The 14037-nt window shown below is 72.7% G+C and carries 12 protein-coding genes; 3 read left to right on the top strand and 9 right to left on the bottom strand.

Features of this window, described 5'->3' with window-relative positions; genetic code table 11:
* Nucleotides 1–31 precede the first annotated feature (31 nt).
* Both HGB54_RS05460 and HGB54_RS05455 read left to right on the top strand, forming a co-directional pair.
* Nucleotides 32–1324 carry an MFS transporter gene (locus HGB54_RS05460; RefSeq protein ID WP_168915543.1) on the top strand — a complete coding sequence of 431 codons (1293 nt, stop codon included), beginning with the start codon at nt 32–34 and terminating at the stop codon, nt 1322–1324.
* Between the two features lie 123 nt (nt 1325–1447).
* Nucleotides 1448–1624, top strand: coding sequence for a hypothetical protein (locus HGB54_RS05455; protein WP_168915542.1), 177 nt, complete (start codon nt 1448–1450; stop codon nt 1622–1624).
* Nucleotides 1625–1730: 106 nt separating this feature from the next.
* On the opposite strand, the gene rbfA is transcribed toward HGB54_RS05455, so the two are convergent.
* The 8 genes from rbfA to HGB54_RS05415 form a co-directional block, all read right to left on the bottom strand.
* Nucleotides 1731–2171: a 30S ribosome-binding factor RbfA gene (gene rbfA / locus HGB54_RS05450; RefSeq protein ID WP_168915541.1), complete on the bottom strand. Its 441-nt coding sequence runs from the start codon at nt 2169–2171 to the stop codon at nt 1731–1733.
* A 68-nt stretch (nt 2172–2239) separates the two neighbouring features.
* The gene (gene infB, locus HGB54_RS05445) at nt 2240–4894 is read right to left on the bottom strand and encodes a translation initiation factor IF-2 (RefSeq protein ID WP_228545971.1); all 2655 of its coding nucleotides are present in this window, start codon (nt 4892–4894) and stop codon (nt 2240–2242) included.
* A 79-nt stretch (nt 4895–4973) separates the two neighbouring features.
* The gene (locus tag HGB54_RS05440) at nt 4974–5261 is read right to left on the bottom strand and encodes a YlxR family protein (protein ID WP_168915540.1); all 288 of its coding nucleotides are present in this window, start codon (nt 5259–5261) and stop codon (nt 4974–4976) included.
* A gap of 55 nt (nt 5262–5316) precedes the next feature.
* On the bottom strand, nt 5317–6312 hold the full coding sequence (gene nusA, locus HGB54_RS05435) for a transcription termination factor NusA (protein ID WP_168915539.1): 996 nt from the start codon (nt 6310–6312) through the stop codon (nt 5317–5319).
* Nucleotides 6313–6455: 143 nt separating this feature from the next.
* A complete protein-coding gene (locus tag HGB54_RS05430; RefSeq protein ID WP_168915538.1) occupies nt 6456–8225 on the bottom strand; it encodes a proline--tRNA ligase in 1770 nt (589 codons plus the stop codon).
* Nucleotides 8226–8554: 329 nt separating this feature from the next.
* Nucleotides 8555–9703 (bottom strand): flavodoxin-dependent (E)-4-hydroxy-3-methylbut-2-enyl-diphosphate synthase, encoded by a 1149-nt coding sequence (ispG, locus tag HGB54_RS05425; protein ID WP_228545970.1) that lies wholly within the window; start codon nt 9701–9703, stop codon nt 8555–8557.
* Nucleotides 9704–9763: 60 nt separating this feature from the next.
* Nucleotides 9764–10411 (bottom strand): CoA transferase subunit B, encoded by a 648-nt coding sequence (locus HGB54_RS05420; RefSeq protein ID WP_168915537.1) that lies wholly within the window; start codon nt 10409–10411, stop codon nt 9764–9766.
* Nucleotides 10411–11199, bottom strand: coding sequence for a CoA transferase subunit A (locus HGB54_RS05415; RefSeq protein WP_168915536.1), 789 nt, complete (start codon nt 11197–11199; stop codon nt 10411–10413). Before HGB54_RS05415 ends, HGB54_RS05420 begins: the two co-directional genes overlap by 1 nt.
* Before the next feature lie 201 nt (nt 11200–11400).
* Between HGB54_RS05415 and HGB54_RS05410 the strand changes: the two genes are divergently transcribed.
* Nucleotides 11401–12582: an acetyl-CoA C-acyltransferase gene (locus tag HGB54_RS05410; protein WP_168915535.1), complete on the top strand. Its 1182-nt coding sequence runs from the start codon at nt 11401–11403 to the stop codon at nt 12580–12582.
* 48 nt (nt 12583–12630) lie between these two features.
* Here the strand turns inward: HGB54_RS05410 and HGB54_RS05405 are convergent, their stop codons facing one another.
* The gene (locus tag HGB54_RS05405; protein ID WP_168916835.1) at nt 12631–13947 is read right to left on the bottom strand and encodes a M50 family metallopeptidase; all 1317 of its coding nucleotides are present in this window, start codon (nt 13945–13947) and stop codon (nt 12631–12633) included.
* Between the last annotated feature and the right edge of the window lie 90 nt (nt 13948–14037).

The raw sequence follows: 14037 nt of genomic DNA, 5'->3' as shown, positions 1-14037 counted from the left end.
GTTTACCAATCACTCGCGGCAGACTGAGCCCATGACCACCCCGACGGCGCCCCCCGCCCCCTCCGCCGCCGGCCCGAGTCTCTGGCGGCACCGCAACTTCCTGCGCCTGTGGGGCGGCGAGGCCGGCGCGCAGGTCGGCAGCGAGCTCGGGTTCCTCGCGATGCCCGTGCTCGCCATCGTGCTGCTCGGCGCGGGCGAGGTCGAGGTGGGCCTGCTCGGGGCCGCCGGCACCCTCGCCTTCCTCGTCGTCGGTCTGCCGGCCGGCGCCTGGATCGACCGCGCCCGCAAGAAGCCCATCATGATGCGGGCCAACGCCGTGCGCGTGCTCGCCTTCGCCGCGATCCCGGTGCTGTGGTGGGTCGGCGTGCTCGAGATCTGGCACCTGTTCGTCTTCGCCGGCATCGTCGGCGTCGCGACGGTGTTCTTCGACGTGGCGTACCAGAGCTACATCCCCGTGCTCGTGCCGCGCGAGCGCATCGCCGATGCGAACGGCAAGCTCGAGTCGACGGCGCAGCTCGCCGGCGTGGGCGGCCCGGCGATCGGTGGCGTGCTGCTCACCGTCGTGCAGGCCCCCGTGCTCATGGCCGCGACGGCCGCCACCTACCTCGGCTCGTTCCTCATGCTCGCGACGATCCGCGACGACGAGGTCACCCGCCCGCGGGCCGAGCGGCGGCCTCTCCGCCTCGAGATCGCCGAGGGCCTGCGCTTCGTCTTCGGCAACCGCCTGCTGCGCGCGATCACCCTCTGCACGGCGTCCACCAACTTCTTCGCGACGCTCGGCTTCACCATGCTGCCGCTGCTCGTGCTGCGCGACCTCGGGCTCGGCCCCGAGATCTTCGGCCTCGCGACCGCGGTGGGCGCCATCGGCGGCATCATCGGCGCCGTGATCGCCGCGCGGGTCGGCGCCCTCGTCGGCGAGGGCACGATCATCCCCGTCTCGGCCCTGCTCTGCGGCCTCGGGCTGGTGCCCCTCGCGCTCATGCCGGCGCTGCCGGGCCTCGCCGTCCCACTGCTCATGCTCGGGCAGGCCCTCGGCGCGGTCGCCGTGCTCGTCTACAACATCGCGCAGGTGAGCTTCCGGCAGCGGATCTGCCCGGTGCCGCTGCTCGGCCGGATGAACGCGTCGATCCGCTTCGTCGTCTGGGGCGTCATGCCCATCGCCGGGGTGCTCTCGGGCATCCTCGCCGGCTGGATGGGCATCCCCGCCCTGCTCTGGATCGCCACGGCCGGGGTCGTGCTCGGCTCGCTCTTCGTCGTGCTCTCGCCGCTGCTGACGATGCGCCGCCTGCCCGACTCCGACGATCGGCACGCACCGGCCGCGTGACGCGCCCCGCTCCCGGTCACCGCGCAGGCGCATCCGTGTCAGGATGCTGGGCAGAGGCCGCGCGCGGCCGCCCACCGTTCTCGCCCTCCCCCCCGAGGGCCGCACCGCTCGAGGAGACCCGCGATGACGCTCCCCACCTCCCCCACCCCGTCGGAGTCGACGCAGAAGATCGGCAAGGTCGAGGGCGCGCTGCTCGGCGTGCTCGGACTCATCGCCCTGCTCATCACCGGCGGCGCCGTCGCGATCAGCATCGTGTCGCTGGTCATCGGCGGCGGTCAGGTCGAGATCTTCACCGAGTAGTCGGGGCGCGCCGAGCTCCACCGGCGCGCGAGCCGCATCGCACCGGCGGGACGAGCAGAGCCCCCGGCACGGCCGTCGCCGCATCGGGGGCTCTGCTCGAGCGCGATCAGTCCTCGTCGTCGCCGAGCTCGCGCGGCTTGACGTAGGGGTCGGGGTCGCCGGCGTACTCGGCCGCCTCCGCCTCGGCCAGCGTGCGGGCATCCCGCTCACGGGCCTCGCGCAGCAGCGCGTCGATCGCCATCGCGTTCTCGGGCACGCCGTCGAGGATGAACTCGAGCGAAGGGGTCAGGCGCGTGTTGAGATTGCGCCCCACCTCGGTGCGCAGCATGCCGGTGGCCGCCTTGAGGGCCGCGGCCGTGTCGGCGCGCTCCTCGTCGGAGCCGTAGACGGTGTAGAAGATGCTGGCGTGCTGCAGATCGCCGGTCACCTGCACGTCGGTGATCGTCGCGAAGCCCATGCGGGGGTCGCGAATGCCGCGCTCCAGCCGCTTGGCGACGATCTCCTTGATGCGGTCGGCGACCTTCCGCACGCGAGGGCTCTCACCCATGGTCGTTCCCTTCACTGGGGAGGAGAGCGGCCCCCGTCGAACGACGGGGGCCGCGGTACCGGCGTCGATCAGACGCGCGGCTTCTCCTTCATCTCGATCGTCTCGATCTCGTCACCGATCTGGATGTCGTTGAACTTGCCGAGACCGATACCGGCCTCGAAGTCCGTGCGCACCTCGGTGACGTCGTCCTTGAAGCGCCGCAGCGACTCGATGGCCAGGCTGTCGCCCACCACCACGCCGTCGCGGATGACGCGGGCCTTCGCGTTGCGCGTGATCGTTCCACTGCGCACGATGACACCGGCGATGTTGCCGAACTTCGACGAGCGGAAGATCTCGCGGATCTCGGCCACGCCCGACTGCACCTCTTCGAACTCCGGCTTGAGCATGCCCTTGAGCGAGCTCTCGATCTCCTCGAGCGCCGCGTAGATGACGGAGTAGAAGCGGATGTCGACGCCCTCGCGCTGAGCGCGCTCGCGCGCCTTCGTGTCGGGTCGCACGTTGAAGCCCACGATGATCGCGTTGTCGATCGTCGCGAGGTTCACGTCGCTCTCGGTCACCGCACCCACACCGCGGTGGATGATGCGCAGCTGCACGCTGTCGTCCACCTCGATCTTCATGAGCGACTCCTCGAGCGCCTCGACGGCACCCGACACGTCGCCCTTGATGATGAGGTTGAGCGACTCGACCTTGCCGTCCTCGAGGGCCTTGGTGAAGTCCTCCAGGCTGATGCGCTTGCGCGCCTTCGCCAGCTGGGCGTTGCGCTCGGCGGCTTCGCGCTTCTCGGCGATCTGACGCGCCGTGCGGTCGTCGTCGGTCACCAGGAAGGTGTCGCCGGCCTTCGGCACGCTCGAGAGGCCCTGCACCGCGACGGGGCGCGAGGGGTAGGCCTCCTCGATCTTGTCGCCGTTCTCGTCGACCATCGCGCGGACGCGGCCGTAGGCCGTTCCGGCGACGATCGCGTCGCCGACGCGCAGGGTGCCCGACTGGATGAGCACGGTCGCGACCGCGCCGCGACCCTTGTCGAGGCGGGCCTCGATGGCGACGCCGCGAGCGGTGCGGGCCGGGTTGGCGCGCAGGTCGAGCCCGGCATCCGCCGTCAGCAGCACCGCATCGAGCAGGGCGGGGATGCCCATCCGCTGCAGCGCGGAGACGTCGACGAACATCGTGTCCCCGCCGTACTCCTCGGCGACGAGGCCGAACTCGGTCAGCTGCTGACGCACCTTGGCCGGGTTCGCGCCCTCCTTGTCGACCTTGTTGACGGCGACGACGATCGGCACCCCGGCGGCCTGGGCGTGGTTGAGCGCCTCGACCGTCTGGGGCATGATGCCGTCGTCCGCCGCGACCACGAGGATCGCGACGTCGGTGACCTGGGCACCACGGGCGCGCATGGCGGTGAACGCCTCGTGACCCGGGGTGTCGATGAAGGTGATGGCGCGCTCGATCTCCTCGTGCTCCGTCCACACCTGGTACGCACCGATGTGCTGCGTGATGCCGCCGGCCTCGCCCGCGACGACGTTCGCCTCGCGGATCGCGTCGAGCAGCTTGGTCTTTCCGTGGTCGACGTGGCCCATGACGGTGACCACGGGCGGGCGGATGACGAGGTCCTCCTCGTTCTCCTCCTCGTCCAGGTCGATGTCGAAGCTCTCCAGGAGCTCCTTGTCCTCGTCCTCGGGCGAGACGATCTCGATGCGGTAGCCGAGCTCGGCACCGAGCACCTCGAAGGTCGAGCCGTCGAGCGACTCGGTGGCCGTGGCCATCTCGCCGAGGTGGAAGAGCACGGTCACGAGGTTGCCCGGGGGCACGTTCATGCCGCTGTGCTGCTCGAGCTTGTCGGCGAAGTCGGTGATCGAGGCGCCCTGGCGCAGGCGGATGACCTGCTTGCCGTCGCCGCGGGGAACGCTGACACCGCCGACCGACGGCGCCTCCCGCATCTCGAACTCCTGCCGCTTCGTCCGCTTGGACTTGCGGGCCTTGCTCTTGCCGCCGCCGCGGCCGAAGGCGCCGGCCGTGCCGCCGCCCGGTCCACGACCGCGTCCGCCGCCGCCGCCGGGGCGGGGGCCGCTGAAGCCGCCACCCGGAGCGCCGCCGGGACGGAAGCCGCCGGCGGGAGCGCCGCCGGGACGGCCCGGGCCGCCCGTGCGGCCCTGGAAGGGCGTGTTGCCGCGCGGCGCGCCGGGGCGCGGGCTGCCGGGGCGGGGCGCGCCGGGGCGCGGGGCTCCGGGTCGCGGCGCCGTCGGGCGCGGGATCGCGCCGCCGCCGGGGCGCGGCATGCCCTGCGAGGCGGAGAAGGGGTTGTTGCCGGGGCGCGCCGTGCCCGGGCGGGCCATGCCCTGCTGGGAGGCGAAGGGGTTGTTGCCGGGGCGGGGCGTGCCGGGCGCCGCGGAGGCGGGCTTCGACTCGCCGCCGTCGGCGGGCTTGGCCGCCTGGGCGGCCGGCGCGGCCGGCGCGGCCGGAGCCGCGGGCGCCTCAGCGGGCTTGGGGGCGGCGGGCGTCGCCGACGGCTTCGCGGCGGCGGGCTTCGCGACCGGGGCCGGCGCGGCCTCCGGCTTCTTCGCGATGCCGGCGGCCTCGACGGCCTGCCGCAGCTTGCGGGCGACGGGGGGCTCGATGGTGCTCGAGGGGCCCTTGACGAATTCGCCGAGCTCCTTGAGCTTCTCGAGGGCGACCTTGCTTTCGATGCCGAGTTCGCTCGCGATCTCGTGCACGCGTGGTTTTCCAGCCACTTCTTTTCTCCTGTCTGGGATCCGCTCCCAGGCAGGGGCGGACCGCTAGTAGTGGACGGGTCTCATTTCGAGCCGCTCATTAGTTGTCCATTGGCCGATCAGCCTGTTCTCTCGGGGATCCGACGGATCCGATCACTGCCAGAACCGGAGCCGCGTCGAGCGGACCCGTGACGCGGAGCGCCCGGCCGAAGGCCCGGCGCGACGTCGCGGTCTCGATGCAGTCGCGGGTGGCATGCACCCACGCACCCCGACCCGGTGACCGGGGCGGGGAGTCCGGCACGGCCGTCTCGCCGCGGGCCACGACTCTCATGAGAGAGCTCTGCGGCGCACGCCGACGGCAGCCGATGCACGTTCTGACGGGTTCCATCCTACCCCCTCGATGTCGGGATGCTCGTGATGGGCGTGTCGCGGGTGCGAGCCGCTCAGTCCTCCATGACGGAGTCGGGCTGGATATCGATGCGGGCCCCGGTCAGCTTCGCGGCGAGGCGGGCGTTCTGGCCCTCCTTGCCGATCGCGAGCGAGAGCTGGTAGTCGGGCACGAGCGCGCGCACGGCCTTGGTTGCCGGGTCGATGACGAAGGCGTCGGTCACCTTCGCGGGCGACAGGGCCTGCTTGACGAAGGTCGCGAGGTCCTCGCTGTAGTCGACGATGTCGATCTTCTCGTTGCCGAGCTCGTTGGTGACGGCGCGCACGCGCTGCCCCAGCTCGCCGATGCAGGCGCCCTTGGCGTTGACGCCCGGCACCGTCGACCGCACCGCGATCTTCGTGCGGTGCCCGGCCTCGCGCGCGAGCGAGGTGATCTCGACCGTGCCGTTCGCGATCTCGGGCACCTCGAGCGCGAAGAGCTTGCGCACGAGGGAGGGGTGGGTGCGGCTCACGGTGATCGAGGGGCCCTTCATGCCCTTCGAGACGCTCGTGACGTAGACGCGGATGCGACGGCCGTGGGTGTACTCCTCCCCCGGCACCTGCTCCTCGGGCGGCAGGATCGCCTCGATCGTGCCGAGGTCGATGTGGATCATGCGCGGGTTCGGGCCCTGCTGGATGACGCCGGCGATGATGTCGCCCTCGCGGCCCTTGAACTCGCCGAGCACCTTGTCGTCGCCGATGTCGCGCAGGCGCTGGTTGATGACCTGCTTCGCGGCGAAGGCGGCGATGCGGCCGAAGTCGTCGGGGCTGTCGGGGGCCTCGCCGATGAGCGCGCCCTCCTCGTCGAACTCCGGGGCGTAGACGGTCACGTGGCCGGTCTTGCGATCGAGCTCGACGCGGGGCTGGGCGGCGTCCGTGCCGCGCTCGTCGGCCTGATCGGTGTGCTTGAGATAGGCGGTGAGGATGGCCTGCTCGATGATGGCGACGAGCTCGTCGAACGGGATCTCCCGCTCGCGCTCCATCATCCTCAGCACGGCAAGATCGATGTCCACGTCGGTACCTCCAGTATTCGATTGGCGACGCCGGCCGCGCTGACGCAGGGCGACCGGTCAGGCCCTACGGTACCCGAGAACGCTCATCCCCCGCCCCGTGGTACGGGGTCGTGAGGGCGCGGCGCAGGGGCGCCCCCGCGCTCTCAGCCGGCGGCGCGGATCGCGTCCAGCACCTCGTGCACGGCGACGTCGCGGCGCTCGCCCGACCGGCGGTCCCAGAACTCGACGACGCCCTCGGTCGCGTTGCGCCCGACGATGACGACGAGGGGCACGCCGATGAGCTCGGCGTCGCCGAACTTCACGCCCGGCGAGACCTTGGGGCGGTCGTCGTAGAGGGTGTCGAGGCCGATGCCGTCGAGTTCGGAGACGAGGGCTTCGGCGATGCCGTACACCGCGGTGTCCTTGCCGGTCGCCACGACGTGCACGTCGAAGGGCGCCACGCTGCGGGGCCAGATGAGGCCGCGCTCGTCGTGGTTGCCCTCGGCGATCGCGGCGAGGATGCGGGTGACGCCGATGCCGTACGAGCCCATCGTGACCGTGACGAGCTTGCCGTTCTCGTCGAGCACCTTGAGGTCGAGCGCCTCGGCGTACTTGCGGCCGAGCTGGAACACGTGCCCGATCTCCATGCCGCGGGCGAGCTCCACCTCGCCGCTGCCGTCGGGCGCCGGATCCCCCGCCCTCACCTCGGCGATGTCGGCGATGCCGTCGGCGACGAAGTCGCGGCCGGCCACGAGCGAGAGCACGTGCTTCTCGGGCAGGTTCGCGCCGGTCATCCAGGCGGTGCCGTCGCCCACGCGGGGGTCGACCAGGTACCGGATGCCCGTGACCGACTCCTCGCCGAGCACGGCGCCCTCGGGCGACCAGGGCCCGATGTAGCCCTTGACGAGCCCCGGGTGCTTCGCGAAGTCCTCGTCGCCCGCGGCGGCGACCTCGGCGGGCGCGAAGGCGACCTCGGCGCGCTTCATGTCGACCTCGCGGTCGCCCGGCAGGCCGACGACGACGAGCTCGGTGGAGCCGTCGAGGCGGCGCAGGCGCAGCACCACGTTCTTGAGGGTGTCCGCGGCCGTCCAGGCCCGATCGTCGCGCGCGTGACGGTCGTTCGCGAGGGCGACGAGCGTGGCGATCGTGGGCGTCTCGGGCGAGTCGAAGACGAGGGGCTCGGCGAGGCCCTCGAGCGGCAGGGGCTCGGCGCGCGGCGCGCGGTAGGCCTCGACATTCGCCGCGTAGCCGCCGGCCGAGCGCACGAAGGTGTCCTCGCCGACCGCCGTGGGGTGCAGGAACTCCTCGCTGCGCGAACCGCCCATGGCGCCCGCGTCGGCGTGCACGATCACGTACTCCATGCCGAGCCGCGCGAAGATGCGCTCGTAGGCGTCGCGCTGGGCCTGGTACGAGGCGTCGAGCCCGGCGTCGGTGTAGTCGAAGGAGTACGCGTCCTTCATCGAGAACTCGCGCCCCCGCAGCAGGCCCGCGCGGGGTCGGGCCTCGTCGCGGTACTTGTCCTGGATCTGGTAGATCGACAGCGGCAGATCCTTGTAGCTCGAGTAGAGGTCCTTCACCAGCAGGGTGAAGGCCTCCTCGTGCGTGGGGGCGAGCAGGTAGTCGGCGCCCTTGCGGTCCTGCAGGCGGAAGAGGGCGTCGCCGTACTCGACCCAGCGGCCGGTGCGCTCGTAGGGCTCGCGCGGCAGCAGCGCGGGGAAGTGCACCTCCTGCGCACCGGCGGCGGCCATCTCCTCGCGGATGATCTGCTCGATGCGGCGGCGCACCTTCAGGCCGAGCGGCAGCCAGGCGAAGACGCCCGGCGCCTGCCGGCGGATGTAGCCGGCGCGCACGAGCAGGCGGTGGCTGGCCACCTCGGCGTCGGACGGGTCGTCGCGGAGGGTGCGGACGAAGAGCTGGGAGAGTCGCGTTGTCACCCGCCCACACTACTTCGTGGCCCGGGCCCGGCAGCCCGGCGCGGCGCGCGGGCGGCGGCACCCCCCCCCCCCCCCCCCCGGACGGGGGAGAATGGTGTCGGCCTGCGAGCGACGGCAAGGGGGGCTTGGGTCGCTCGCAGGCCCTTCCCGCACGCGATGCGCAGCGGAACCCTGCGGACCGGGTGACCCGGCGCGCCCTGCGCGCCGGACCGGGCACCGCCCCCCGGCGCCCGATGTCGAATGGCTCCCGGCCGCTGGTGATCAAGCTAGCGGCGGTGTGCGCATGCCGGTCAGTCCCCCAAGAGGGGGACCGAGCGGGGATGCCCGGCTCAGGCCGTGACGACCTCGGGCGAGCCGAGCTCGCCGGCGGGCATCTCGGCCGCGAGGCGGTTGGCCTCCTCGATGAGGGTGGCGACGATCTCGCTCTCAGGCACGGTCTTGATGACCTCGCCCTTCACGAAGATCTGGCCCTTGCCGTTGCCGGAGGCGACGCCGAGGTCGGCCTCGCGCGCCTCGCCCGGGCCGTTGACGACGCAGCCCATGACGGCGACGCGCAACGGCACGGTCATGCCCTCGAGGCCCTTCGTGACGTCCTCCGCGAGGGTGTAGACGTCGACCTGGGCGCGGCCGCAGGAGGGGCAGGAGACGATCTCGAGCTTGCGCTCGCGCAGGTTGAGGCTCTCGAGGATCTTGAGGCCCACCTTGACCTCCTCCGCCGGCGGGGCGGAGAGCGAGACGCGGATGGTGTCGCCGATGCCCTCGCCCAGCAGGATGCCGAAGGCCGTCGCGCTCTTGATCGTGCCCTGGAAGGCGGGGCCGGCCTCGGTGACGCCGAGGTGCAGCGGCCAGTCGCCGCGCTCGGCGAGCTGGCGGTACGCCTTCACCATGACGATGGGGTCGTTGTGCTTGACCGAGATCTTGAAGTCGTGGAAGTCGTGCTCCTCGAACAGGCCGGCCTCCCAGACGGCGCTCTCGACGAGGGCCTCCGCGGTGGGCTTGCCGTACTTCTGCAGCAGTCGCGGGTCGAGGGATCCGGCGTTGACGCCGATGCGCAGGCTCACCCCGGCGTCCTTCGCGCGGCGCGCGATCTCGCCCACCTGGTCGTCGAACTTGCGGATGTTGCCCGGGTTGACGCGCACCGCGGCGCAGCCCGCGTCGATCGCCTGGAAGACGTACTTCGGCTGGAAGTGGATGTCGGCGATGACGGGGATCTGGCTCTTCTTGGCGATGATGTGCAGCACATCGGCGTCGTCCTGGCTCGGCACCGCGACGCGCACGATGTCGCAGCCGCTCGCGGTGAGCTCGGCGATCTGCTGCAGCGTGCCGTTGATGTCGGTCGTCGGCGTCGTCGTCATCGACTGCACGCTCACCTGCGCGTCGCCGCCCACGAGCACCTTGCCGACCTTGATCTGGCGGGACTTGCGGCGGGGAGCGAGCACCTCGCGGGCCTTGGGCATTCCGAGGTTGACTGCAGGCACGGCGACTCCAGGGTCAGGCGGTTCGTGACGGCCGGGGCCGCCGATCGGGACCGGCTCAGACTAGGGCACGGGCCTGAACGCGACCCGGAGCGGCGGTTCCGTGGCGGCGCGCACCTCGTCGACGCCCACCCCGTCCGCCAGCTCGACGAGCACGAGCCCGTCCGGCGTCACGTCGATGACCGCGAGGTCGGTGATGATGCGATCGACGACGCGCCGGCCGGTGAGCGGCAGCGAGCACTCGTGCACGATCTTCGGCGAGCCGTCGCGCGCGACGTGCTCCATGAGCACGATGACGCGGCGGGCGCCGTGGACGAGGTCCATCGCCCCTCCCGGCCCCTTGACCATGCGGCCGGGGATCATCCAGTTCGCCAGGTCGCCGGTCGCCGACACCTGCATCGCGCCGAGGACGGCGGCGTCGATCGCGCCCGAGCGGATCATCCCGAAGCTCGCGGCCGAGTCGAAGAAGGAGGCCCCCGGCAGCACCGTCACGGTCTCCTTGCCGGCGTTGATGAGATCGGGGTCGACCGCGCGCTCCTCGGGGTACGGGCCCACGCCGAGGATGCCGTTCTCGGACTGCAGCACGACCTCGACGCCCGGCGGCACGTGGTTCGGCACGAGCGTCGGCAGGCCGATGCCGAGGTTGACGTACGAGCCGTCGACGAGCTCGCGGGCGGCGCGCGCCGCCATCTGGTCGCGGGTGAGGCCCATCAGCGCGCCTCCCCCTCGACCGCCGCTGCGCGCGTCGTGCGCCGCTCGATGCGCTTCTCGACCTCGCCGACCTCGACGACGCGATCGACGTGGATGCCCGGCAGGTGCACCGCGTCGGGATCGAGCCGCCCCGGCTCGACGAGCCGCTCGACCTGCGCGACGGTGACGCGCCCGGCCATCGCCGCGAGCGGCGCGAAGTTGCGGGCGGAGCGGTCGAACACGAGGTTGCCGTGCCGGTCTCCGAGCGCCGCGTGCACGAGGGCGTAGTCGGTCGTGATGGCCTCCTCGAGCACGAACTCGCTCTCGCGCCCGCGGTAGGTGAACGGCCGCACCTCCTTCGGCTCGGAGGCGAGCGCGACGCCGCCGTCCAGCGCGTAGCGGCGGGGCAGCCCGCCCTCGGCGACCTGCGTGCCGACGCCGGTCTGCGTGTAGAAGGCGGGGATGCCGGCGCCGCCCGCGCGCAGCTTCTCGGCGAGAGTTCCCTGCGGCGTGAGGTTCACCTCGAGCTCGCCGGAGAGGAACTGCCGCTCGAACTCCTTGTTCTCGCCCACGTACGAGGAGGTCATGGCGGCGATGCGGCGGGCGCCGAGCAGCACGCCCAGGCCCCAGTCGTCGACGCCGCAGTTGTTGCTCACGACGCGCAGCCGATCGGCCCCCTGCTCGAGGAGCGCCTGGATGAGGATCATCGGGATGCCGCAGAGCCCGAACCCGCCGACGGCGATGCTCGCGCCGCTCGGGATGTCGGCGACCGCCTCCCGGGCGGTCGGGACGGTCTTGTCGATGGCCATGGCGCACCTCTTCCTCGGGGGTGGGCGCCGCCCGTGCCGGGGTCTCCGACAGAACCGCACGCCCTCGTGCCCCGCGTGCGCAGCCCCCACCCGCGCGGGGTTTCCGCGCTACGGTGGCCGCTGTCGCCGCGTTCAGCCGAACGGTATCGGCGCCCCGACGACGCTGTCAACGCCCGCCCCGTGAGCGCGAAGGAGCACTCCATGACCGACGACATCGTGATCGTCTCCGCCGCCCGCACCCCGTTCGGTCGGGTCCGCGGCGGCCTCTCCCCCCTCACCGCCGTGCAGCTCGGCGCCGTCGCCGTGCGCGGCGCGCTCGCCCGCGCGCGCCTCGATCCGGCCGCGATCGACGCCGTCGTCATGGGGCAGGTGCTGCAGGCCGGGGCGGGGCAGAACCCCGCCCGGCAGACGGCCGTGGGCGCGGGCATCCCGCTCACCGTGCCCTCGGTCGCGGTCAACTCGGTCTGCCTGTCGGGGGCGCGCGCCGTCATCGACGCGGCGAGGATGCTGCTCGCGGGTGACGCGGACGCCGTGGTGGCCGGCGGCCAGGAGTCGATGACCCGCGCCCCGCACCTGCTGCCCGGCAGCCGGCTCGGCTGGGCCTACGGCAGCGTCGAGGCGCTCGACCACGCGGCCCACGACGGCCTCACCGACGCGATGAGCGGGCGATCCATGGGTGCGGCGACGGAGGCCGACGTGGCCGCGCTCGGCCTGAGCCGCGCGGAGCAGGACGCCGTCGCCGCCGCCTCGCACCAGCGCGCCGAGCGCGCCGCCGCCGAGGGCGTGCTGACGGCAGAGCTCGAACCCGTGACGGTGCCGGGGCGCCGCGGCGACGTCGTCGTCGACGCCGACGAGGGCGTGCGGCCGGGCACCACGGAGGAGTCGCTGGCCGGACTGCGACCGGCCTTCGCCGCCGAGGGCACGATCACCGCCGGCAACGCCTCGCCGCTCAGCGACGGGGCGGCCGCCGTCGTCGTCGCACGCGCGTCGTGGGCGCGCGCCCAGGGGCTGCCGGTGCTCGCGCGCATCGCGGGATGGGGCCACGTCGCCGGGCCCGACACCTCGCTGCACGGGCAGCCGGCGCGCGCCATCCGGCGGGCGGCGGAGCGCGCAGGCTGGAGCATCGACAGCCTCGACCACCTCGAGATCAACGAGGCCTTCGCCGCCGTCGCCATCCAGTCGGCGCGCGACCTCGGGGTCGACTTCGAGCGGGTCAACCCGCACGGCGGTGCGATCGCGCTCGGGCATCCCATCGGCGCCTCGGGCGCGCGCCTCGTGGCGCACGCCGCGCACGTCATCGCCGCGGGCGGGGCCGAACGGGCTGCCGTCGCGCTCTGCGGCGGCGGCGGCCAGGGCGACGCGCTGCTGCTCGAGCGCGCCTGAGCGCGTGACGCGGCCGCCCGCTCGCGCCCGCCGGCGCGCCCCCGCCCGCTAGAAGATGCTGACCGGGTTGACGATGTCGGCGTAGATGAGCAGCGCGCTCATGGCGCCGAGCACGAGCACGACGACGAGCGTGATCGGCACGAGCCGCGCCGTGTCGACCGGGCCGGGCTCGGGGCGGCCGAAGAGCGTCGCGAGGCGGCGGCGCAGCCCCTCCCAGAGCGCGCCGGCGACGTGGCCGCCGTCGAGCGGCAGCAGCGGGATGAGGTTGAAGACGAAGAGCGCGACGTTGAGCGAGGCGAGCACGCCCGTGATGTTCGCGATGCGGTCGACGACCGGGATGCTGTCGAGGCTCGCGATCTCGCCCGCGATGCGGCCCACGCCGACGACGCTGATCGGCCCGTTCGGATCGCGCTCCTCGGTGCCGAAGGCGGCCTGGGCCACGTCGATCATGCGCTGCGGCAGCGAGAGGATGATCTCGACGACGCGCACCACGTTGTCGCCCACGGCGGGCAGCACCTCGGTGGCCGGCTGGCGCACGGTCTCGTACGCGGCGCCGACGCCGACGAAGCCGACCTCTTCGAGCACCGGCTCGCCGTCGGCGCCCTCGACGATCTCGCCGTCGGCGACGGCGAAGCGCTCGGTCAGCATCGGGGTCACGACGACGGTCAGCGGATCGCCGTCGCGCTCGATCTCGACGACCAGGTCCTCCCCCGCGGCGGGACGCACGGCGCCCGTCACGTCGTCCCAGCTCTCGACGGCCTCGCCGTCGATCGACACGATGCGGTCCCCGGGCCGCAGGCCCGCCTCGGCGCCGGGCGCGGCCGCGTCGCCGGGCGCGCACTCCTGGCGCTCGCTCGACGCGGGCAGCACGCACTCGTTGACGCTGCCGATCGTCGTGGAGAGCTGCGGGACGCCGAAGCCCATGAGCAGCACGGCGTAGAGCACGACGGCGATGACGAGGTTCATGAACGGGCCGCCGAGCATGATGATGACCCGCTGGAGCACCGGCAGCCGGTAGAACGCCCGCTGCTCCTCGCCCTCGACGATGGTGTCCGCCGACGCGGTGCGGGCATCCTGCACCAGGGTGCCGAAGAAACCGGTCGTCGAGTACCGCCCGGCGGCGGCGCCGTTCGCGGGCGGGTACATGCCCGACATCGAGATGTAGCCGCCGAGCGGGATCCACTTGAGCCCGTACTCGGTCTCGCCGCGACGGCGCGAGACGATCGTCGGGCCGAAGCCGATCATGAACTGGCCGACGCGCACGCCGAACCACTTGGCGGGGGCGAAGTGGCCGAGCTCGTGCAGCGCGATCGAGACGGCGAGGCCGACGACGACGGAGAGCACGCCGACGATGTACAGCAGGATCTCCACGGCGACACTGTAGCCGCGCTCGCGCCCGCCGGGCCTGAGCGCGACCTGCGGGGGGCCTCGGCGCTCTCATCATGCGCCGGTACG

Source organism: Microcella flavibacter, from assembly GCF_012530535.1.
Taxonomy (GTDB): domain Bacteria; phylum Actinomycetota; class Actinomycetes; order Actinomycetales; family Microbacteriaceae; genus Microcella; species Microcella flavibacter.
The sequence above is the reverse complement of the archived record's forward strand: the minus strand, read 5'-3'. Positions and strand labels throughout refer to the sequence as shown.

What these genes read in the sequence shown, in the direction of transcription:
- HGB54_RS05460 (WP_168915543.1), top strand. Translation starts at nt 32, where the DNA reads ATGACCACCCCGACGGCGCCCCCCGCCCCCTCCGCCGCCGGCCCGAGT.
- HGB54_RS05455 (WP_168915542.1), top strand. Translation starts at nt 1,448, where the DNA reads ATGACGCTCCCCACCTCCCCCACCCCGTCGGAGTCGACGCAGAAGATC.
- rbfA (WP_168915541.1), bottom strand. Translation starts at nt 2,171, where the DNA reads ATGGGTGAGAGCCCTCGCGTGCGGAAGGTCGCCGACCGCATCAAGGAG.
- HGB54_RS05440 (WP_168915540.1), bottom strand. Translation starts at nt 5,261, where the DNA reads ATGGAACCCGTCAGAACGTGCATCGGCTGCCGTCGGCGTGCGCCGCAG.
- HGB54_RS05420 (WP_168915537.1), bottom strand. Translation starts at nt 10,411, where the DNA reads ATGGGCCTCACCCGCGACCAGATGGCGGCGCGCGCCGCCCGCGAGCTC.
- HGB54_RS05415 (WP_168915536.1), bottom strand. Translation starts at nt 11,199, where the DNA reads ATGGCCATCGACAAGACCGTCCCGACCGCCCGGGAGGCGGTCGCCGAC.
- HGB54_RS05410 (WP_168915535.1), top strand. Translation starts at nt 11,401, where the DNA reads ATGACCGACGACATCGTGATCGTCTCCGCCGCCCGCACCCCGTTCGGT.